Source organism: Affinundibacterium baiyunense (assembly GCF_018139645.1).
In the GTDB taxonomy this organism is placed as follows: Bacteria; Pseudomonadota; Gammaproteobacteria; order Burkholderiales; family Burkholderiaceae_D; genus Undibacterium; species Undibacterium baiyunense.
This window is the reverse complement of the sequence record NZ_JAGSPM010000007.1, coordinates 34,299-55,982: the sequence shown is the minus strand read 5'-3', so window position 1 is coordinate 55,982 and position 21,684 is coordinate 34,299. Positions and strand designations below refer to the sequence as shown.

Annotated in this window: 13 protein-coding genes; 5 read left to right on the top strand and 8 right to left on the bottom strand. The window is 44.1% G+C overall.

Annotation, left to right across the window (positions count from 1 at the left end; all coding sequences use genetic code 11):
* Positions 1–85 precede the first annotated feature (85 nt).
* The 6 genes from KDM92_RS12155 to KDM92_RS12130 form a co-directional block, all read right to left on the bottom strand.
* Entirely contained in the window at positions 86–6,850 is a 6,765-nt protein-coding gene (locus KDM92_RS12155; protein WP_230408333.1) for a hybrid sensor histidine kinase/response regulator, read from the bottom strand.
* A gap of 92 nt (positions 6,851–6,942) precedes the next feature.
* The gene (locus tag KDM92_RS12150; protein WP_230408332.1) at positions 6,943–9,315 is read right to left on the bottom strand and encodes a methyl-accepting chemotaxis protein; all 2,373 of its coding nucleotides are present in this window, start codon (positions 9,313–9,315) and stop codon (positions 6,943–6,945) included.
* Between the two features lie 81 nt (positions 9,316–9,396).
* Complete coding sequence (locus KDM92_RS12145; protein ID WP_230408331.1) at positions 9,397–9,990, bottom strand: chemotaxis protein CheW; 594 nt, start codon at positions 9,988–9,990, stop codon at positions 9,397–9,399.
* 12 nt (positions 9,991–10,002) lie between these two features.
* A complete protein-coding gene (locus tag KDM92_RS12140) occupies positions 10,003–10,368 on the bottom strand; it encodes a response regulator transcription factor (RefSeq protein WP_186890092.1) in 366 nt (121 codons plus the stop codon).
* Between the two features lie 26 nt (positions 10,369–10,394).
* Complete coding sequence (locus tag KDM92_RS12135) at positions 10,395–10,796, bottom strand: response regulator (RefSeq protein ID WP_212684736.1); 402 nt, start codon at positions 10,794–10,796, stop codon at positions 10,395–10,397.
* 178 nt (positions 10,797–10,974) lie between these two features.
* Complete coding sequence (locus KDM92_RS12130) at positions 10,975–11,145, bottom strand: rubredoxin (protein WP_189344643.1); 171 nt, start codon at positions 11,143–11,145, stop codon at positions 10,975–10,977.
* A 272-nt stretch (positions 11,146–11,417) separates the two neighbouring features.
* On the opposite strand from KDM92_RS12130, the gene hemL reads away from it, so the two are divergent.
* The 4 genes from hemL (at position 11,418) to KDM92_RS12110 (ending at position 17,821) form a co-directional block, all read left to right on the top strand.
* Positions 11,418–12,704 (top strand): glutamate-1-semialdehyde 2,1-aminomutase, encoded by a 1,287-nt coding sequence (gene hemL, locus KDM92_RS12125; protein WP_212684734.1) that lies wholly within the window; start codon positions 11,418–11,420, stop codon positions 12,702–12,704.
* Positions 12,705–12,847: 143 nt separating this feature from the next.
* Complete coding sequence (locus tag KDM92_RS12120) at positions 12,848–14,713, top strand: TolC family outer membrane protein (protein ID WP_212684732.1); 1,866 nt, start codon at positions 12,848–12,850, stop codon at positions 14,711–14,713.
* 337 nt (positions 14,714–15,050) lie between these two features.
* Positions 15,051–15,749: a transglutaminase-like cysteine peptidase gene (locus KDM92_RS12115; RefSeq protein WP_230408329.1), complete on the top strand. Its 699-nt coding sequence runs from the start codon at positions 15,051–15,053 to the stop codon at positions 15,747–15,749.
* Between the two features lie 152 nt (positions 15,750–15,901).
* Positions 15,902–17,821: a bifunctional diguanylate cyclase/phosphodiesterase gene (locus KDM92_RS12110; protein ID WP_212684730.1), complete on the top strand. Its 1,920-nt coding sequence runs from the start codon at positions 15,902–15,904 to the stop codon at positions 17,819–17,821.
* A gap of 80 nt (positions 17,822–17,901) precedes the next feature.
* On the opposite strand, the gene KDM92_RS12105 is transcribed toward KDM92_RS12110, so the two are convergent.
* Both KDM92_RS12105 and KDM92_RS12100 read right to left on the bottom strand, forming a co-directional pair.
* Positions 17,902–18,933, bottom strand: a complete 1,032-nt coding sequence (locus KDM92_RS12105) for a hypothetical protein (protein ID WP_212684729.1) — start codon at positions 18,931–18,933, stop codon at positions 17,902–17,904.
* Positions 18,934–19,015: 82 nt separating this feature from the next.
* Complete coding sequence (locus KDM92_RS12100; RefSeq protein ID WP_212684728.1) at positions 19,016–19,489, bottom strand: diacylglycerol kinase; 474 nt, start codon at positions 19,487–19,489, stop codon at positions 19,016–19,018.
* Positions 19,490–19,699: 210 nt separating this feature from the next.
* On the opposite strand from KDM92_RS12100, the gene KDM92_RS12095 reads away from it, so the two are divergent.
* Positions 19,700–21,637, top strand: coding sequence for a GAF domain-containing sensor histidine kinase (locus KDM92_RS12095; protein WP_212684727.1), 1,938 nt, complete (start codon positions 19,700–19,702; stop codon positions 21,635–21,637).
* Positions 21,638–21,684: the final 47 nt, after the last annotated feature.

The following is a 21,684-nucleotide window of genomic DNA, read 5'->3' as shown; positions in this document are numbered from 1 at the left end:
TCAAACCATAAAAAACGCCTCGAAAATTTCGAGGCGTTTTTCTAAGTATCAAACTAAAACGTAATTTAACTTATTACATCTGCTATCAGCTGACTAACTCCGTTTGCTTATTCACAAATCCACTAATCGCTGCCAACAAATCATCCTCGCGATAAGGTTTACCAAAGTACTCATTAACACCCAATTCAGCCGCATAGTTGCGATGTTTATCAGCCGTACGCGAAGTAATCATGATAATAGGAATATGATGAGTTCTTGAATCGCTGCGTACGTTGCGCGTTAAATCGAAACCATCCATACGTGGCATTTCAATATCAACCAACATCACATCTGGCGTGATTGATTGCAACTGTTCGAGTGCATCAATACCGTCTTTCGCCAACACGACTTGATAACCTTCACGCACCAACAAACGTTGCGTGACACGACGCACGGTTAAAGAATCGTCCACCACCATCACGATATGATGGGTACGCAAACCTTGCACTGGTTCGACGTTTGCTGGTGTCGCTTGCGTCTCCACCATTTCCGCCACGGCACCCATCTCTGGGTTGGCGCTATCGATGTGCGCGTCTGGTAATTTAGCACGTTCATGTTCGATCTTCTGCGCCAATGGAACTGGATTTAAAATCAAAACGATATTACCTGAACCAAGCACTGTCGCACCGGCGATACCGATCATACGCGCTAATTGCGGCCCAACGTTCTTCACCACCACCTCGCGGTTACCTATAATTTGATCAACGTGAATCGCAACACGTTCATTGTCGCTCTTCATAATCAAAATCGGGGTGTACTGTTGAGTGTCTGGCGTCGCATCACGTTCGCCCAACATACTTGGTAAGTAATGTAAAGGCACGCGATTACCCTGCCACACAATTGCACCATCGTTGTAAGCGCTTGCCAGTGCAGCAGACTTCAATTGCTGAACCTGTTCAACCAACACTGACGGCACCGCAAATGTTTTTCCACCTGCATTCAAAATAACTACTTGCGTGACCGCCAACGTCAATGGCAAGTGAATCGTGAAATGTGCTCCCTGCCCTTCAACAGTGCTGACCGAGACACGACCACCTAGGGAAGCCGCCTCAGAACGCACAACGTCCATACCAACGCCACGTCCAGCTAATTCAGTGACTTCACTTGCAGTCGAGAAGCCTGGCTCGAAAATCAAATTGACGACATCCGATTCATTGACATAATTTTCGTCTGTCAACAGACCAACATTTTTCGCTTTCTCACGAATTCGACTGATATTTAAACCTTGGCCATCGTCGGTGAAGTGAATAACAACCTCGTTACCTTCCTGACGAATTTCAATCAATAATTCACCAACTTCACTCTTACCACGTGCGATACGGTCTTGACGTGCTTCGATACCATGCACAATCGCATTACGTAACATGTGTTCAAATGGCGCAACCATTTTTTCCAAAACGCTGCGGTCAATTTCAACAGAAGTACCGCGAATATCCAAATTGACGCGTTTGTCCATTTCCTTCGCGGTCTGACGCGCAATTCGGTACAAGCGTTCTGACACACTGGAGAATGGAATCATGCGGACGCGCATCAAATCTTGCTGTAACTCACGCGTTAATCGCGCTTGCGCATTCAAATCGATAGTTGCGCCTTCGATCGTACGGTTTAACGCAGTTTGTACAGTAGCAACGTCGCTAACGCTCTCAGCCATCATCCGCGTTAATTCTTGCAAGCGTGTAAAGCGGTCAAACTCCAAAGGATCGAATTCACGATCGCCTGAGAATGCCATACGTGAAGTAATTTGCGTCTCCGCTTGAATTTCCACTTCACGCAATTGATCACGCAAACGACTGACGTTTTCGGTCAACTCGGATAAAGAAGCTTTTAGAGTATCAACTTCATTTTCCAATTTGGAACGTGAAATAGAAACTTCACCGGCCTGATTCACCAAGCGATCCAAAATATCGGCACGTACACGTACCAAGGGAACTGGAGCGTTGCTCGCCGCGCCAACTGCCGTCGGCGTTTGCGGCATTGCTTGTCGTAATGCGCGAGAAACAATTGCTGGTTTTGTCGTTGCTACAGCCTCGACAGCTGACGATTGGGCGATTGGCGCTTGCGCGTCGATCACTTGACCGACGGTTGACTCAACATCAGACGATGTTTGATTCGATGCTTGCGTCAGCACGCTCGTATCTTCATTAGATACTGCTACTACGGGCTCAGAATCTTGTGCTGAAGCACTTGGTTCTGCAAGTTCAAATTGATTTAATTCTTCGGTTGCTGACAAATTATGCAAGTCAGCTTCCGGCATCGCTTGTATTGCCAAATCAGGATTTTGCAATCGCTCAAATAAGTGCATCGCATAATCGTGACGAGACAACAAATCTTCCAACAATGGTTGACGAATCGTGCTACCGGTGTGCATCAAGTTTTCGATGCGCGTTTCCATGTCATGCGTATGCTGACCTAGTTGCATTGCACCAGCCATCCGCGCACTACCTTTTACCGTATGCATCAAACGCAAAATGGATTGAGGAATTGCATCATCATCCGGACTTTGCTGCCATGAACGCAATAACTGACCGATCATCGGCAACAGATCATTACCTTCTTCCAAGAACACTGGAAGTAAATCGTGATCAATCTCATCGCTAATTTTGAGTTCAATTTCTGAACTTGCGCGATCAATTGCCGCTTCTTGTTCTACATAAGCTGGAACTGCTGTCGGCGTGATCAGCACAGGCTCTTCAGTGTTGTCTTCAGCAAGGAACTCTTCAGAAACAGGTGCAAGCTCAGGCACTTCTGCCGCAGTCACAGATGCTTCTTCCATTAAGGCTGGCTCTGCTTGAACTTCTACCTCTACTTCTGTCTCTACTTTTGCTTCAAGCTCTGCTTCAGCTTTTACATCATTTTCTAGCTGAACAGCATGCTCTTCCAATACTGGCAAACTGTCTTCTTGTACAGAAGCAGCTATAGCGACAGGCTCTTCATCGGTAAACTCGATCGGCGAAATACTGAGTTCTTCAATATTTTCTACTGGCTCTGATGATAGTAACTCTGATGCTGAATCAATCTCATCCGTTTCTATTGCAAGCAAAAGCGCATCTTGCTCAATTGCGTCTTGAATTAAGGATGTTTGCTCCAAACTTTGCTCGGAATTTTGCTCTGCGATTTGTTCTGAAACCGTTTCCGATACGTGTTCTAGTTCCGGCTGAGAATCGAGTAGAACCGGATCAAGGCGCTCATTTGTCGATGTAATGAACTCGCCATCATCACCAACTTTTGATCGCGCAATCACTTGTTCTAACAACTGTGCCAATTGTAGGTTCTCTTGCGGAGCACGCTCTGCCATTTCCGACAAAGCGAACTTCTGCAGCATCCCTTTTACACAATCAACAGAATGATCCAACAAATCAAACTCATTGGACTCCAAATTGACAGGATGACGCTCTAATCGTTGCAAGACATTCTCTAAACTGTGCGCTAATTCTTGCACAGCGAACAAACCAACCGTCGCGGAACTACCAGCTAATGAATGCGCCGCATGAACCGCATGACGAGAAACTGGGCGTGTTGGCTCATGGCGCCATTCTGCAAAATCTTGCGCGAGGAAGCGCACAATTTCATCAGTCTCCGCCATATAAATCGTATGCAATGGCAGACTAATTTCAATTTCACCAATTCGCTTCGTGTTGTCAGCTTCGTTGGCGATTGGCATCGAGAAGTCAGGGAACTCGATAATCTGCGCCGTCTGTTGACGCGCAATATTGGATTCAACCTCCGAAGTGGATTCTGGCTCGGAAGACGCTTGAAGATCCTCTTCAAGCTCAATCACGCCATCAGTCACTTGCTGTGAATCTGATTCCCTCATTCCCACTTCAGGCGCCAAGTCTGGATTTATTTTTTGCTCAAAGTACTCAATTGGTGGCTCATTCAAATCTTGAGTTTCGTCCTGAGTAGTGTCTTGAGCGTCGACTTGAATTTCGTCATGAATTTCATCTGGAGTCGCCAAAGAAATTGATTCAAGCTCTTGCGCCCCAGCTTGTTCGAGAGCGCTAATTGGCTCGAGCAAGTCTGATGTGTCGTCACTCAAAACATGCTTAGACTTTTCTTCAAGTTTAAGAATATCATTCGACAAATCCAAAGCTGGTAACGTGACTTCAGAGGCTGGTTCAAGCGCATCTAGCTCTTCAGAGACAGCCACAAGCAATTCTGATTCTGGTATGTGATGTTCGGGAATCTGAATTTCCGCTTCTTCAACTGCAGGCAATTCCAATGCAACTGCATTGATTACTTCAGCGTTCGCCTCAACCAGTGCAGACTCCTCTTGCACAGGGGATTCAATCACCGGTGCAACAGCATCAATACTGAAATCCAAACCTTCTTTGACACGCAGAGCGGCTGCAATAATTAAGTCAGAATTTCGACTCGAGCTGCCTTTAGTTTTCAACTCCTCAACCCAAGCATCCATTTGTTCTGTCGCGTACTCAAGCAACTGGTACAAGGCTTCTGTACCCGCACGCGATTCGGACAGCCACAAATTCATGACTTGTTCTATGTTCCAAGCGCCTTCACCGAACACCATCAAACCCACCATACGCCCACTACCTTTTAAGGTGTGGAAAGAGCGGCGTAGACGAATTAAGTACTCTTGATTGCTAGTATCGTGTCTTGAAAGTGGAATGTTCTCACGAACTGCGCCAAGCACTTCGTCTGCTTCCATTAAGAAGATTTCTAACAGCTCGGCATCAATTTCGGCTTCTGTTTCCGGAAGTTCTTGACTCAATTCGATAGCGGGAGCAACTTCTACATGAGAAGTTGCGGCGACGATTTCGTCGAGCGCAGCAGCTTGACTTAAGTCCGCTTGAGCAAGTAGGTCAATCGCGGTCTTTGCACGCGCACTCGCCTCACTATCATCTAACAAGGCTGCATACGAGCGCTCATGATCAAGTGAATCTTTTAATTTCGCTTGCAAATCAGAATCTTCTGGCGCTTCAACTAAGGAAGCTAATAAACGTTCAGATTCCTTTTGTTGCTGAATCAAATCTTGTTCCGCAGTTGCTTGCGTCGCCTGCGGATTCGCCTCCAGCTCAATCGATGGCAATAGCTCTTTCTCTGGCGCTTTTTCTAATAGCTTCGATTGAAATGAGCCAGTTGCGGAATCAAAAACAAAGCGTTTCTTCGCCAATTCAGGCTGATTCTGCAAAGTCTCAATGAAGAATGATAAAGCACCGACATTTTGTGCAACCTTTTGGTGTAACGTATCTAAATCGGTAGGCGCTAAATCACTATTACCATTCGCAAAAGAGTTCACTAAACCACGGGTATGATTGACTGCAGCTAATGCATCATCCTGATCCAAGATGGCTAAAGCACCGCCTAATTGCGCCAAAATACCATCAACGGGAGCCAAAATCGCCGTATTAGAAACATCTCGGAAATGCTCATCTAATGCTTTTTCTGCTTGCTTCAAGCTAGACTGCATTTCATTGACCAACACGCCCATGGTTTGACGCTGTTGCGCTTCGCGAGAAATTTCGCCAATCCAAGTCACTTGCGCGTCTGGAATCTCACCGCTAACGACAGACAATAAGCGACCAGAAATTTCATCTGCGCGAGCAGAAAAATTCGCTGGTAAATGCGTAATTTGCTCTAAAGAGTTTTCCAAGAAAAGTAAGCATGTGGCCAATTCCAAACCCATACGTTCTTTGTCTTGCGCGCGCACAGCATGGCTAGCGATACCATTTAATTCTTTTAATAGCTTTGTTAATGGTGGCGTTTGCAGGTTAACGCCGAGATCCGCCAACTCCTTCATCTTTTGAAAGAATTTTTCGGACAAAGACATATCTCCATTTGAGATACGTCCCCACAAATTTTTGATATTAGCTAAAAGTTCTTTTGCACTTGCCAATACATCGGGAGAGATTAATCCATATCGTTTTTGGTCGTAATCCGTTGGTACATGGTGATCCAACTGATACGCTTTACGAATTTGAGTAACAAAAGCGGAAGGCTCACGAACTTGCGCAATAAAAAACAAAGCATCTCGAAGCAATCGCTCAGGGATACTACTATTACCCTCAACCAAACGACGAATCTGTAGATTAATTCGCCCCCAAATTTGCTTGATATGACGCTCATCTTTGGCATCAATCGATGCGGTAGATTCAGCAAAAGCGCGCATCACTAACCAAAATGCTTTTGATTGCGAAGTCGTTTGCGCTTGTTCAATCTCACGAATCAACAAACTCATTTGATTCGATGCTTCCAACTTTGCTTCGGGATTTTTGCTGGTCAACACCGTCAGCAGCAACTTCTCAAAACGCAAACGAATTGCGCCGTAATTAATTTCCGATACCTTGCCTGAGAGCGTCATCTCAGGAATTTTTTCCTGAACGGACAAAGAAGGAAAGAACAAATCCGCGGGATGGATGCGCTCTGCCCCCTTTAATTCCAGCAAGGCGCGATACTCTGGAAACAAACGTACTGGCTGCTGAGGATTTCCAGCCAACAGATCTTCAAGATATCTAAGCACTGCATAAAATGCTTCGGTCATGTATTGAACAGCGGTGTCAGATACTTCTAACTTGCCCGCTTGCATACGTTCAATCAGCTCTTCAACTGTCTCTGTGACAATTGAAACGCCTTCAACTTCAACAATTTGTAAAGCGCCATGCGCCTGATGTAAATAGCTTTTCGCCTGCAATAAAGCGGTCGATTGCGCATCAGACTCCTGATTAAGCGCACCACTCAACAACTTACCTGCACTGGAAAGTGCTTCCCTTAATTCCGTCATAACCCAAGACAAAGGAGCAATATCAAATTGCTCTTGTCCTGAATCCAACGTTTTAGAAGAACCTGATGTCATTCTTAAACCCCGCGAACTCTTTGAGCGGAAGACAAAGTCTTCCGCGTTACGTGCATAATCAAGCTAACAACTGAGTAGCTTGTTGTCGAAAATTAAGCGGTCACTCGGAATCGTGATACTGAGTTTTTCAATTCTTCCGCTAACTTAGACAAGTCTTTAATGGAGAGAGAGGTTTGTTGGGTACCGTTTTGTGTTTTTTCGGTAATCGTCAAAATGTGTTGAATATTTTGCGCAACGCCGTTCGCGGATGTTGCCTGCTGTTCTGTAGAAAGTGAAATACCTTGAATCAGTTCCGCCAAGCGGTTTGAAACGCTACGGATCTCAGACAAAGCGGTACCCGCCGCATCGGACAGTTTTGCTCCTTCAACCACACCCTGTGTTGATTTTTCCATCGCGGCAACCGCGTCATGAGTATCTGTTTGAATCGTACGAACCAGGGCACCAATCTGTTTGGTCGCTTCCGCTGAACGTTCCGCGAGACGCTGAACCTCTTCCGCAACAACTGAGAAGCCTCGACCAGCTTCACCTGCAGATGCCGCCTGAATCGCCGCGTTCAACGCCAAAACGTTGGTCTGTTCAGTAATATCGGAAATCAGTTCTGTGATCTCACCAATCTCTTGTGAAGATTCACCGAGACGCTTAATACGTTTAGAAGTTTCTTGAATTTGTTCACGAATCTCGTTCATGCCCTTGATCGTGTTTTCCACCGCTAACGCACCTTGCTCCGCAGCAGCAACCGATTGACGCGCAACTTCTGCGGATTCATTCGCAGAACGAGAGACTTCCGTAATATCGTTTGCCATGGTGGTAATCGCTTTACCTGCATCAACGATCTCGCGAGCTTGTTGATGAGAAGCTTCCAACAACTCATCTGAAATATTTTGCGCTTGAGAAGACGCTGTTGTAACTTGTACTGCAGTTGTCGTAACACGACCTACCAGACCACGCAATTCTTCCACCGTGTAATTAACGGAGTCAGCAATCGCACCAGTAATATCTTCTGAGACCGTCGCTTGTACCGTCAAGTCACCGTCAGCCACTTCTTGCAATTCATTCATTAAGCGCAGAATCGCAGCCTGATTTTGTTCATTAACGGCGTTCGCTTGTTCCTCTTGTTTCTGCGCCAATTGCATTTGCGCATCGGCCTCGAGACGACGTTGATTCGCTTCTTTCGCACGATTACGACTGTCTTGCAACAACACAACTGCAATACCAGCTGCAGATACCAGCGCAACCGCTGCCGACAACATCAAGAACCAGAAAGATAAGTTCGTTGAATCTTGCTGTGCAGTATAGGTTTTTTCCAGTGTTGAAATTTTTTGTTTGAGATCTTCGTTCTCATTAAAAATTAACTGTTCAGAGTTTTTCGCAGCAATGAACTCATTATTCTTTGTCAAAATACTGTCAACACTCTTTTTATAATCCACGAAAACTTTTTGCAACTCGACCAGCAATGAACGAATAGCAGGGTCTTTCACAGCTGCCAATTTATTAATTTCACTACCATTCAAGAAACCTTCAACCAATTCATAGAAGGTATTCGCATCTTTACCCAACAGGAAGGCCTTCTCTGGATTAATACCTTCAGGGGTCATAAATTCACTCGCGCTTCGAGCCAAACGCTGCGTCAACATAACTAACTGACCAGACGCGAAAATCGCCTGCGGAGATGCACCGCCCTGCACCTCTTTAGTAGAAATATCACTAGTCAGGCTTTCCAAAGTTGGCGACAACAAGTTCATGTTTTCAAGATCTTCACGGAAACTCGCCAACTCTTTTTTCGTTTTGGTAATTGTTGTCGCGGCTTTATTCGAGTTTGCCCAAGCCGTTTTAGTAGCTTTCAAAATCGGCTCAACGGAAGAACTTGGCTTCGACACTGAACGTCCTTTGTATTCACCACCATTGAGCAAAATATCCAAGTTTGCATTAATCGTCTTTTGACTCTCATCCAATTGAGAGAACGCGGCAGGTTTACCATAAATCGCATTTGGGGCAGCTTTACCAATACGCTGAGAGTGCATCAAAATCTCACCAGAAATCTGTGCTTGAGTAGAAATCAAGGCAGATTGACTTGCGTTTAAGTAAACGAACAATGCACTCAAACCCAAAGAAATCGCCATCGCACCAAGCAAATAACGAACTTGCTTTTGTAGTGGCAAATGCCCAATCAATGGCAAGCGAATATCGCGGCCTGTCTCTAGCGCATCGCCAATAATCGTCGCATCTACACGATTGATCGTGCTATCAAAATTTGGCTCTTTTTCAAAATTTAAGTTTGGCTTTGCTTCAGGCTCAGCGAAATCTTGCTCTTCGACCATGCGAACATTGTGGGCTTCTTCTATCGTTTCAATTGGCACAATCTCATTCTCATTCGATGCAACCGGTGTTTCTGAAGGCTTATTCGCAAAGTCTAGATCTTGGACTTCTTGATCCTCAGTCGAATGTGGTTGGTTATTCAATGCCATTACAAAATCTCCTAAACGATTGAAAAGCTAGGCTTTTTCTAAATTACTATTCCGTCAAATGCGTATTTGATACTTAAATACTTATAATCCGATTTGCAAAAACTCTTGATCTTGCACTAACGACGAGAGGCTTAATTGCGACCAAATCTGTCCATCTGAATCTAAAAAACGATTGATAATCCAATTTTTTTTCTGCTGATCTGGCATATTCATCGCTTGCTCATCAATCAGATCCATCTCATCCGCGTTACGCAGACCCAAAACTTTAGAAACCAACAGCCCACTATTGAAGGACAAAGAATTGGAAAAAGCCAAGATACGACAGGATGAATCCACTGATGTAGGCTCACTTCCCTCAAAAAGCGAATAATCGATCACACTCGTCAAACTGCCTCGCACATTCGAGAGACCTAGATACCAAGACTTGGTGAGCGGAACTTTTGTCAAATTACCAGCAGAAACAATTTCACCTGCCTCGCGTAAGTCAATCAAATACTTGTTCTTACCAATTTGTACACCTAGTTGATTTGCACGTATGTGAGCGCCTGATTTTGCAGCCTGCATTCGCTCCATCAACTGCGATTGGAAATCTCGCAATCGAGCGCGTCGAGTTACTGACGGCGACACCGCAGTCTCTGTACTCGTTATCGATTTTTCGCTTATGTTCTCTGTCATAAAATGACTCACTTAACCAAGCGCAGCAATTTTTGCAAGTAATTCTTGAGGATCAATTGGTTTCACCAGGTAATCTCTGGCACCTTGACGCAAACCCCAAATCCGATCAGTTTCCTGATTTTTGCTAGTACAGATAATCACAGGAACATCTTGCGTGTCTGGATCGCGAGAAATCGCACGTGTAATTTGGAAACCATTCTGACCAGGCATTACGACGTCCATCAGGATTAATTGCGGCTTGTCTGCTTTTATTTTCGCGAGCGCATCTTCGCCATTTTCAGCGGTGGAGACTGAGAAGCCATTTTTCACCAAGATATCAGTCAAAAAATAACGCTCAGTTGGAGAGTCATCAACGATCAGAATTTTCTGTATTGCCATATTCAACCTCAAAAAGTTTTTTGAATTTAACCTGAAATAGTCTCAGTGGTGTACTTTCGCACTGTCTTCAATAGACTATCTTTTGTAAAGGGTTTTGTGAGATATTCCTCAGAACCAACCATCGCACCGCGAGCACGATCAAACAGGCCATCTTTTGACGACAGCATGATGACCGGCGTGTCTCGAAACTTGGCGCTTTTCTTAATCAAAGCACAAGTTTGATATCCATCCAAACGTGGCATCAAAATGTCGCAAAAAATAAGATGTGGATGGGTATCATTTATCTTAGCAAGGGCATCAAAGCCATCTTCCGCTAAAACCACTTTATAACCAACCTGACCCAAAAAGATCTCAGCAGATCGACGGATAGTACTACTATCATCAATCACCATAATTCTTAAATTTTCATTGCTAATGGATGTTGACATGCGACAATCTCAAAGTGGAAAAAATTTTACTATTCAGCACTTTATCAAAGTTTATCAAGCTTGCACCAATTTTTGCGCGATTCTTCACGATGAAACAACAAAGAAAGCCAGCGAGAGAATGAAAGGTAAGTAAATAGAGGGTTTTCCCTAGCAATTAAATGCAAACTTTAGCTCTTTTTTATACCGGAACCATATCAAAGTCATCTTTTCTTGCGCCACATTCAGGACAAGTCCAGTTCAATGGCACATCTTCCCACTTTGTCCCTGGCGCTATTCCATCCTCAGGCATACCCGCTGCCTCATCATAAATCCAGCCACAGATAAGGCACATCATTGTTTTATATTCCACGAGACAAATTCCTTTTTAATAACGACTTTCAGTTGGTGTTGGAGTAACATCATCATTCTAGTTTTTTCGAGATATATTTGAAAGTAATCGCATTGAAAAAAACATGCTGAGAATAAAAACAACAACAAATCAGAGTTACTTCAACAAATAGAATTAGCAACAAACTTGAAATATAAACACTGACACTATCACAACAATGCACATGAACTAGTTTATATACCAACAAGTACGCAGCCCCTCTTTTTTACAATTCAAGCTACGAGCAAATACCTATGTCAAACAATGAAACACTATTCCAACGTGCTCAAATCACAACTCCAGGCGGTGTCAATTCGCCAGTACGTGCATTTCGCTCGGTTGGGGGCACACCAAGATTTATTAAAAAAGCGCAAGGTGCGTACTTTTGGGATGCAGATGACAAACGATATATTGACTACATCGGCTCATGGGGACCTGCGATTTTAGGACATGCGCATCCAGAAGTGATTTCAGCGGTGCAACAAGCTGCGAGCCTAGGACTTAGCTTCGGTGCACCAACGGAAGCAGAAATTTTGATGGCGGAGGAAATTTGCAAACTGGTGCCGTCTATTGAGCAAGTTCGCCTAGTTTCAAGTGGCACTGAAGCAACAATGAGCGCTCTGCGTTTGGCACGCGGCGCCACCAAGCGCGATAAGATTATTAAGTTTGAAGGTTGCTACCATGGCCACGCTGACTCGCTTTTAGTGAAAGCAGGTAGCGGCTTGCTTACTTTTGGCAATCCAACTTCCTCAGGCGTACCAAACGACTTCACTAAACACACCTTGGTACTCGACTATAACGACTGCACACAGTTAGAGAACGCGTTTAAAGAATTGGGCGATCAAATTGCGTGTGTGATCGTCGAGCCTGTTGCAGGCAATATGAATTTAATTAAAGCAAGTGATGCATTCCTGCAAACAATGCGCCGCCTTTGCACCGAATATGGCAGCATCCTGATCTTTGATGAAGTCATGTGTGGCTTCCGTGTGGCACTTGGCGGAGCACAATCAATTTATAACATCACACCCGATTTGACTGCCTTAGGAAAAGTAATTGGTGGTGGACTGCCAGTCGCTGCTTTTGGCGGTAAAGCTGAAATTATGGCGCATTTAGCACCTTTAGGTGGCGTCTATCAGGCAGGTACCTTATCCGGCAACCCTGTCGCGGTCGCCGCCGGCTTAACCACATTGAAGCTCATACAAGCCCCTGACTTTTACACGAACTTAACGAACCAAACACAAAAGTTAGTTGGTGGACTCAATGCGGTTGCAAAGGAACTCAATATAGATTTCTGTGCAGATGCGATTGGTGGCATGTTCGGCATCTACTTTTGCAAAGACGTACCAAACAGCTTCAAGCAAGTGATGCAAGCGGATGCAAATAAATTCAAACAATTCTTTCATGAAATGCTCGAACTTGGCATATATCTTGCTCCATCCGCGTTTGAAGCAGGATTCGTGTCTGCGCAACACACAAATAGCGTGATTGAAACGACAATAAGCGCTGCGCGTATCGCTTTGCAAAAATTGACATGTAAATAGATTTTGTGGAAAGTTTCTCTACGTTATTAGATGTGTTAATTTTTGAAAAATTCAGATAATACCCTATAGATCTTTCTATGTTTGACGATAATTTTCTGCTATCTTTCGCCCCAACATAAGTTTGACCTTTTTCCGAGAAAAACATGTCATTAAATCTAAAAACAATTAGCCTTGCGATCAGCTTACTCTCTTTAACAGTTTGGGCACCCGTCCAAGCACAAACACAAACATTGAAAGATTCGGCGCAAAAAGCCTTGATGACCAATCCTGAAATTCAGGCAAAGTGGCACAGCTTTCAAGCAACAAAATCGGGAAAAGACGCCGCATTTGGTGCTTATCTTCCTAATCTGACATTGAGCGCGGATGCAGGTAGAGATAGCAGAGATAACCGTATAGGAAAATCAGAGTTAAATCGTACCTCAACAGCGCTAAGTCTAAATCAAATGATTTATGATGGCTTTCTCACAAGTAATCAAGTAAAACAACTTGATTACTTGAAGAGAGTTCGTTTCTTTGAACTGCAAGATGCTTCCGAGAATATCACCTTAGAAGTAGTCAGAGCCTACGCCGACGTTATCCGCTTTCGAAAACTGGTTCGTCTATCTGAAGACAACTATGTAAGACATAAAGCTGTATTCGAGCAAATTCAAGCAAAATCCAAGGCAGGTGTTAGCCGCAGAGTGGATCTTGAACAAATCTCTGGGCGTTTAGCGTTAGCTGAAGCCAATTTAGTCACAGAGACTTCGAATCTACATGATGTTAGTGCGCGTTTCCAACGCTTAGTCGGGACGATGCCTGCTGCAGACTTAGAAAATCTAAACAGCCTTACGACTGGTGTTCCCACAACTATTGTCGGTGCGCTAAATACGGCATTTACTAGCCACCCTGGCTTGATGGCGAGCATAGAAAACATCGCGTCTGTAAATAGCAGCCTACAATCTAGACGTTCGGCTTATCAACCTCGCCTAGATTTCAAAGCACGTGCCGAGCGTGGCAACAATATTGATTTCGTTTCTGGACGTACCAACAATAATTCTGCCGAATTTGTCATGTCATGGAATTTATTCAATGGCGGCAGTGATAAGGCAAGAATTCAAGAAGCAGCGGATCAATTAAATCTAGCCAAAGATCTCCGTGATAAAACTTGCCGCGATATTCGTCAAACTTTGGCGATCGCTTACAACGACACACGAAAATTAACCGACCAGTTAAATTATCTAGATCAGCACCAATTATCGATAGAAAAAGCGCGTGACGCCTACCGTCAACAATTTGATATTGGACAGCGCTCGCTACTAGATTTATTAGATACTGAAAACGAACTGTTTCAAGCAAAGCGTACTTTCTCTAATGCCGAGGTCGATTTATTCCTCGCCTACGCACGAACACATGCTGGCATGGGTAAGCTCCATTCTGCTTTAGGTCTCACCCGCCGAGACGATGGCAGCGATACCTTGAAAAATCTCGATACCAATACGAATGTCGGTGCAGCCAATTGCCCGATTGAGGCCCCTGAAGTCTACGTTGCGAACAAAGCACAATTGGACAAACGCGCTTTGGAAAGTTTAGGAAGCTTAGAACCTATCAAAGCACCAGTAAATACCGTAGCAGAAGCTGCTGTTCCAGCAGCAAAAATGGAAGTACCTCAAGATACAGTCGCTGCAGCGAGAAGCAGTGTATTAAACGCATTGAAAGGATGGCGCGAAGCTTGGGTTAATATGAATCCAGATGCTTACTTCAGCTTCTACTCGACCAAATACACATCCAGAGAATCTTGGAAAGCAGCTCGTCGCGCTCGTTTATTGAATGCGCAAAAAATCAGTTTGGATTTGTCTGACATCAAATTTACGATGCAAGATAACAAGCATGCGACAACAATTTTCCAACAGGATTACCGTTCGAGCAATTATCAAGATACTTTACAGAAAACACTGTACTGGGAAGAAGTTAATGGAAAATGGCAAATCGTGAACGAAGTAGTGTCTGGCCCTCAGGCAAAACAATGGTAAGCGAAGTGAAATTTTGATAGAAAAAAAGCCCGCATAATTTTTTTGTGCGGGCTTTTTTCTGAACGCTTGCTTTTAAAAAGCAAAAATGCGTTTGCTAACAGCACGTCAAGAAAATGCTCAACATATTTAGCAGGACTAAGTAATAAGCACAAATGTTTCCTAAGAGAAGTATTTTTTCTTGTAAAATCAAAGTTACACTATGACTCATGTCAGTATCTTTGCAATCGAGATGGACGATATGTGCATGGCAGTAAGCAAGTAAAAACTCGAATATCCCATTGGAAGTAAGCGCGGTCCGTCGGATTATCGTTCATTCATACTTCTAGGTGAAAGTAAATTGGCCCCTGCGTTTCGTACACTTCGTGCGTTTCCTATTCGCTCTAAGCTAATCACGATTAGTTTTGTGATCGCTGCGAGCATGTTGTCGTTGACATCTCACGGCATCAACTGGGATCGCTTACGCACGAATATTCGCGCATTGAGCGGTGAAGAACAAATCTTCAACGACTGGTCGAATCTTATTTTAAGCAGCACAGAAAACACGACCGAACTAAAACTACAAAAAGTAAATAATTTCTTTAATCGACGATTAATTTATACCGAAGATATTGAGCTATGGGGGCAATCAGACTATTGGGCGACGCCACTTGAGAGTCTCAGCAAGAAAAAAGCTGATTGTGAAGATTATGTGATCGCAAAATATTTTAGCTTGCGAAACTTAAATATCCCCGACGCACAATTGCGTTTAGTCTATGTTAAAGCACGTATTGGTGGCCCCAACAGCAGTGTTACTCAAGCCCACATGGTACTGGCCTACTACCCTTCTAGCGATGCAGATCCTTTAATTCTAGACAATCTCATTTCAGAAATTAGACCAGCATCAAGACGCAACGACTTATCACCCATTTTTAGTTTTAATGGACAAGGTATTTTTGCAGGAGCCGCTGCCAACGCGACACTGGGCCCAGGTGGAACAGGTCGACTCTCACGCTGGCAAGAATTGCTTGAGCGAGCCAAAAAAGAAGGATTTGAATAATGAAGCCCATCACCAAACAAATAACGATGCAAATAACGATGCAAATAACGATGCCAGTAATGAGACAAAGAATAAAACTAACTCAGTAATTAATATCAAAATCAGTCAGAGTAAAACTTTTTAGAAATCACCAAATAAACAAAGGAATCACCATGTCGATGTACCGCCAACTTTGGTTTGCTATCATCCTCAGCACTTTAATTGCGTTAGTAGGTAGTTTATTCGCATCGACGATGAGTTCGCGCGCCTACTTAAACGAACAATTAAGAATGAAGAACTCTGACAACGCGACCGTGCTTGCGCTCTCACTAAGTCAAAAAAATATTGATCCAGTTGAGCTTGAGTTGATCATTACCTCGCTTTTCGATAATGGCCACTACGCTTCGATCAGAATGTTCGATCCCAATGGCAAAATCTTAGTCGAACGTCTTGCTCCTGATGAACAGTCTACTGTGCCATCGTGGTTCAAACAGTGGTTTCCTATTCAATCAATTCCTGGTCAGGCACAAATTTCAAATGGCTGGAAACAACTCGGGTCAATTCACCTTGTTAGTCGCAGTGGCGGTGCTTACGAGACTTTGTGGAACTCAGTGAAGGACATGTTCGTCACACTATCAATCTCTGGCTTGATCGCCTGCTATCTCGGCGCTTTAATATTACGTCGCATCAAGCAACCACTAAAGCAAGTCATTGATCAAGCTAAAGGCATGACCGAACGCCGCTTCATTATTACACCGGAATCGAGCGTGCCTGAGCTGAAACAATTGTCCAGCGCAATGAACTCAACCGTGACGCTACTCAAATCGATGTTCGCCGAAGAAGCGGAACGTTTAGAAGCGATGAGAATACGCGCCAATTCGGATGCGACTACTGGCCTGGCCAATCGAGCTCATTTTATTAGCCAATTGCAAGCCAGCGTCGAAGAAGAGAATGCGCCATCTGGAAGCTTAATCTTAATTCGTTTAGCCGGCCTTGCCGCAGTCAATAAAACGCTTGGTCGCAATAAAACTGACGAGCTACTCAAACAAATAGGACAACTGTTATTAGCACACCAAGCTAAACTACCTGACGGTTTTGCCGCTCGCCTAAATGGGACTGATTTTGCGCTGCTATTTAGGCAAAAAGAAGCCCGTCCTATCAGTCAAAATCTACTGAGTGAAATTCGTCAAATTTTCGCAGCAGTTGCTGACGATTTTATGGTTTCGATAGGCTTTGGTGATTACGAATATGGAATTAGTTCGAGTGGTTTGCTGGCGCAAGTCGATGCGGCATTAGCCGCTGCAGAAGCAAGCGGAATCAGCGACATTCATCAATCTGCACCGCTCAATATCGAACATGCTCCGCGTAGTGCAGAGGAATGGTCGAAACTTATTCTACGTGCGATTGAACAAAATTGGGTAAAGTTAGCCTATTTCCCAGTCACCAAATCAGACGGCGAATTAGTACACAAGGAATCAGCCCTACGTTTAATGTTTGGTGGTGAGTGGTTTCCTGCTGCGCGCTTTCTTCCCATCGCAGAACGCTTAGGGCTAACCGAAAAATTAGATTTAATCGCGATTAAGCTTGCATTAGATGAGCTCAGCAAAACCAACTCATCGGTCGATATCGCAGTCAATCTTTCAGCACAATCGATACAAGGTAGCGAATTTAGAAGCAAACTCAAAGCCATCTTACAAAGCAAACCTGGCGCTGCCAAACACCTGTGGTTGGAGATACCAGAAAGTGGCGTCTTTGCGAATATTGATGCATTCCGCATGTTCCATACCGATATTGCCCCAACTGGTTGCAAACTTGGTTTAGAACATTTTGGACGCCAATTCGATAAGATTAATTTATTGCACGATCTAAAACTAAGCTACGTCAAGATTGATGGCGGCTTCATTCGAAATATTGAAGAAAATGAGGGCAATCAGGCATTTATCAAAGGCGTTTGCACCATCGTACATCGACTGGCACTCCTGAGTTTTGCAGAAAGCGTAACGAGCAATGCTGAATTTATCAGCCTGCAACAACTCGGCCTAGATGGCGCAACGGGCCCCGAAGTTGGACGACTGTTTCCGCTAAAAGATTAACGAATATTTTGTTGAACAAACACATCACTCGATGTTTAAACCCATCGAGTGATGCAAAATGCATGTTCCGTTTTGCGTGACTATGGCAAACGCAACCAATAGCGCTCTTGTACTCGAACTGATTGTGAACGGCCACCGTTGACTGAGTAAGTAAGCCAAAGTGTTTTTACAATGCCAGGCGCAGGATCGACCCGCCCTACCGTATCATTTTCAACCCGCATTTCTAATCGACCATCACGAGTGAGCATGCGTAGCGCAGCAGTCACATCAACTCTGTATGACTCTGTTCCATATTGCGCGCTAATAATCGTCAACTGCGTGTTCGCTTGACGATCTGAGTTGCGTTTCGATGTACGGTTCTCTCTACGTTCATCTTGCATTGAAAAATCATCGTTCCATCTAGCGCCTTCATGACGACTTCCCCAATTTCCTCGCGACCAGCCCTTAAATAAACTACCGTCGACCACACTACCCTCACGATACTCAAAGGTACGCATTTCTCCACGAGAACCACGTGTGTAAATCTTCAATAATTTGATACGATTTGGATGAGGATCAATGCCGAATGTGCGGTTACCCATACGGAATTGGCGATCACTACGCGCCAACTCTCGCAAACGATCAGTCACGTCAACATGACTCTCGGCAGTCCCATAACGCGCATTTAAGATCAGGTATTCACCATCGTCGGAAGCATAGTTACGACCGTAATCTGTGCCACCTCGATGATCCCAACGGCCATGATAATCACCTTCCCGCCCCCAGTTTCCGCCGCGCCAACCGCGAAACATATTACCATCGACGACACTACCTTCACGATATTCGAACACCCGCACTTCACCACGCTGGTCTCTCGCATAGATACGTAATGTCTTTATGCGATTTGGATGTGGGTCAATACCGAAACTATGGTTCCCCATTCGAAAAGTGACATCACTTCGCGCCAAGTCTTTTAAGGTTTGGGTGACATCGACATTACTTTCTGCGGTGCCATATCGCGCTTGCAAAATTTGATAAGCACCGTCATCTCGCTGAGCGAAAGCAACACTACTTAAGCCCAACAAAAAGAACAATATCAAACAAATATTACGACTGGTGCTGTGCAAGTTCATTTTTATGCTCGTCAAAGAATTCGAATAATTCGATAACGAGCTTGTTCAAAGTTTGGTGCACCGCCTGCAAATAAAATTTGTTCTAGTAATAAAAACGATCAACCAGAATGACCGCCCACGTCGCCGCCGCAAGCAGAAAAGTCAACAACACGGCAGCACTTCCAAAGTCCTTTGCATTCTTAGAAAGTGCATGGCGTTCCAACGAAACGCGATCTACCACCGCTTCAATCGCTGAATTTAATAACTCGACAATTAACATTAAAACCAAGACTGCAATCATCAATAATTTTTCAAATGCTGAAACTGGCAACAATAGCGCGATGATAGATCCAATCACGACCAGGATTAATTCTTGGCGAAAAGCATGCTCTTGCCGCCAAGCGGCTTGCAGACCATCTAAAGAATAAAAGAAGGCAGAAAAAATTCGTTTTAATCCACTCTTGCTCTTAAACTCACTGATTGCTTGTGCTGTCGTTTGTGTCGCTCTCGATACGTTTTGTGGAGGTATCTCCGTTTGCTTTTCTGGAGATTCGGGTTGTTGCGACGATGTACTCATGCGAGATCCTTAATCTTATGAAGCCCTATTTGTTTGAGGAGTTAAAGGATTCTAACAGTTGCGTATGACATTATGAATAATCAAGACTCAATGCATCTCGCAAATATCTACGACCACTTGCCTTGAAAACCCACAGATTAATTTCATTTCTCGGCGTTTTCATCTAAGCTTATTTGATCTTCGAGCACCCACGCCTACAAGGACAATCGCATGAAACACCGCCTGCAACGATTAGAAGCTGTACAAGCAATGGTTCTAGAAATTGGGAAAATTTCTGCCAATACAAGCGACCTACGTGAGTTTTTGCATGCGATCCATGTTGCACTGAGTAGGATCATGTACGCAAAGAATTTTTATATCGCGCTTTACAATCCTGATGATGAGTCAATTCAATTTGCCTATTTTCTTGATGAGGTTGATCCGCCACCCGATCCCAACAAACGATTTAAGCTAGAAGCGCCCGGCTCATCTCTAACCAAATGGGTCATCGTCAATCAAAAGCCCTTGACAGCTGGCAGCGCGGAAATGACACGCATTACAGCGGAAGAAGTCAATACAATTACGGGCGCACCTTCAGAGCATTGGATGGGCTATCCCTTAATCGACCATCACAAGCGCACATTGGGTGCGATGGTCGTACAAAGCTATGACAAGAACGCCCTGTATTCTGAAGAAGATCAAGCTCTATTTGAACTAATTGCCCTACATATTTCCAACGCTTTAGAAGCCTTTCAAAGTGTAGACAAACTCGAACGTGCAGTACAAGAAAGAACCGCACTCCTCGCCCACGAAATTGCTGAGCGGCGTCGTTCAGAAAAAATTCAAAGCGCGTTGTATGCAATCGCTGAACTTTCCTTTTCAACCGAAGATGCGAGTTACTTGTATCGCCGATTACATCACATCGTCGAAAACTTAATTGTTGCAAAAAATTTTGCAGTAGCGCTTTATCACGCTGATACAGAAGAAATTAGTATTCAATATTTCGTCGACGAAAAAGACCCGATTCCCAGTCATTGTCGTTTCCCACTTGGCATGGGAATGACATCTTTTGTCGTGCACACCGGCAAAGCGCAATTGATAGATCGCTTGCGCCTACAACAACTCATTCAAAATCAAGAAATCAAACAAGTATTAGGTGGGCAAGATATTGAGAGTTGGATCGGGGTGCCAATTCTAATTAAAGAAAAAATTTATGGTGTCATCATTGTGCAAAGCTATGATCTGAATGTGACCTACGGTGTTCAAGATTTAGAGCTATTAACTTTTGTCGCTAGCCATATCGCGGTAGCAATTGCGCGCATGAATGCCGATCGTGACTTACGCCAAGCTAAAGCCAATTTAGAGCAACAGAATAACGCCCTCAATGATGCATTACTCGCTTTAAAAGAGGCGCAATCAGAATTAGTCAGGCAAGAAAAACTCGCTTCATTAGGTAGTTTGGTTGCGGGTGTTGCGCATGAAATCAACACACCATTGGGAATCTGCGTTACTGCAACCAGCCATCTAATCGAAGAAGTAAGATTAACCCGTAAAGATATTCTTGCAGATCAATTCGATACTTCACAACGCGCGCAGTTTCTCGACGTTCTCGACCAAAGCCTGCGCATCCTCAATACCAATACAAAACGGGCTGCTTCATTAGTAAAAAGTTTTAAGCAAGTCGCCGTGGATCAAACCTCGAATGACCGACGTAGATTTCAATTACTTCCCTACTTAAACGAAACCCTTGTTTCGCTTCAGCCTAAGTTAAAAGGCCGACAAATTTCGATTCAAATCGATTGCCCAGAAGGCCTAGTAATCGACAACTATCCCGGTGCTATTTCACAAATCTTGACCAATTTCGTCATGAATTCATTACATCATGGATTCGAAAATTTAAATCAAGGTGAAATCCAAATCAAATTTGAAGTGGATGGGGATTATCTGAAATTTCTATATGCCGACAATGGTCATGGCATGAATGAAGAAGCACTAGGAAAATTATTTGATCCTTTCTACACCACTAAACGCGGACAAGGTGGCAGTGGTCTCGGCACGCATATCGTCTACAACTTGGTGACAGGTCTATTACGTGGAACGATCAAGGCAAGTTCTGTACAAGGTCAAGGTCTTCAATATGCGCTACGCTTCCCTATCAATCTTAGCTAATACAGCTAAGTAATACAGCTAAGTGGATTTAACGAAATCACTACCAC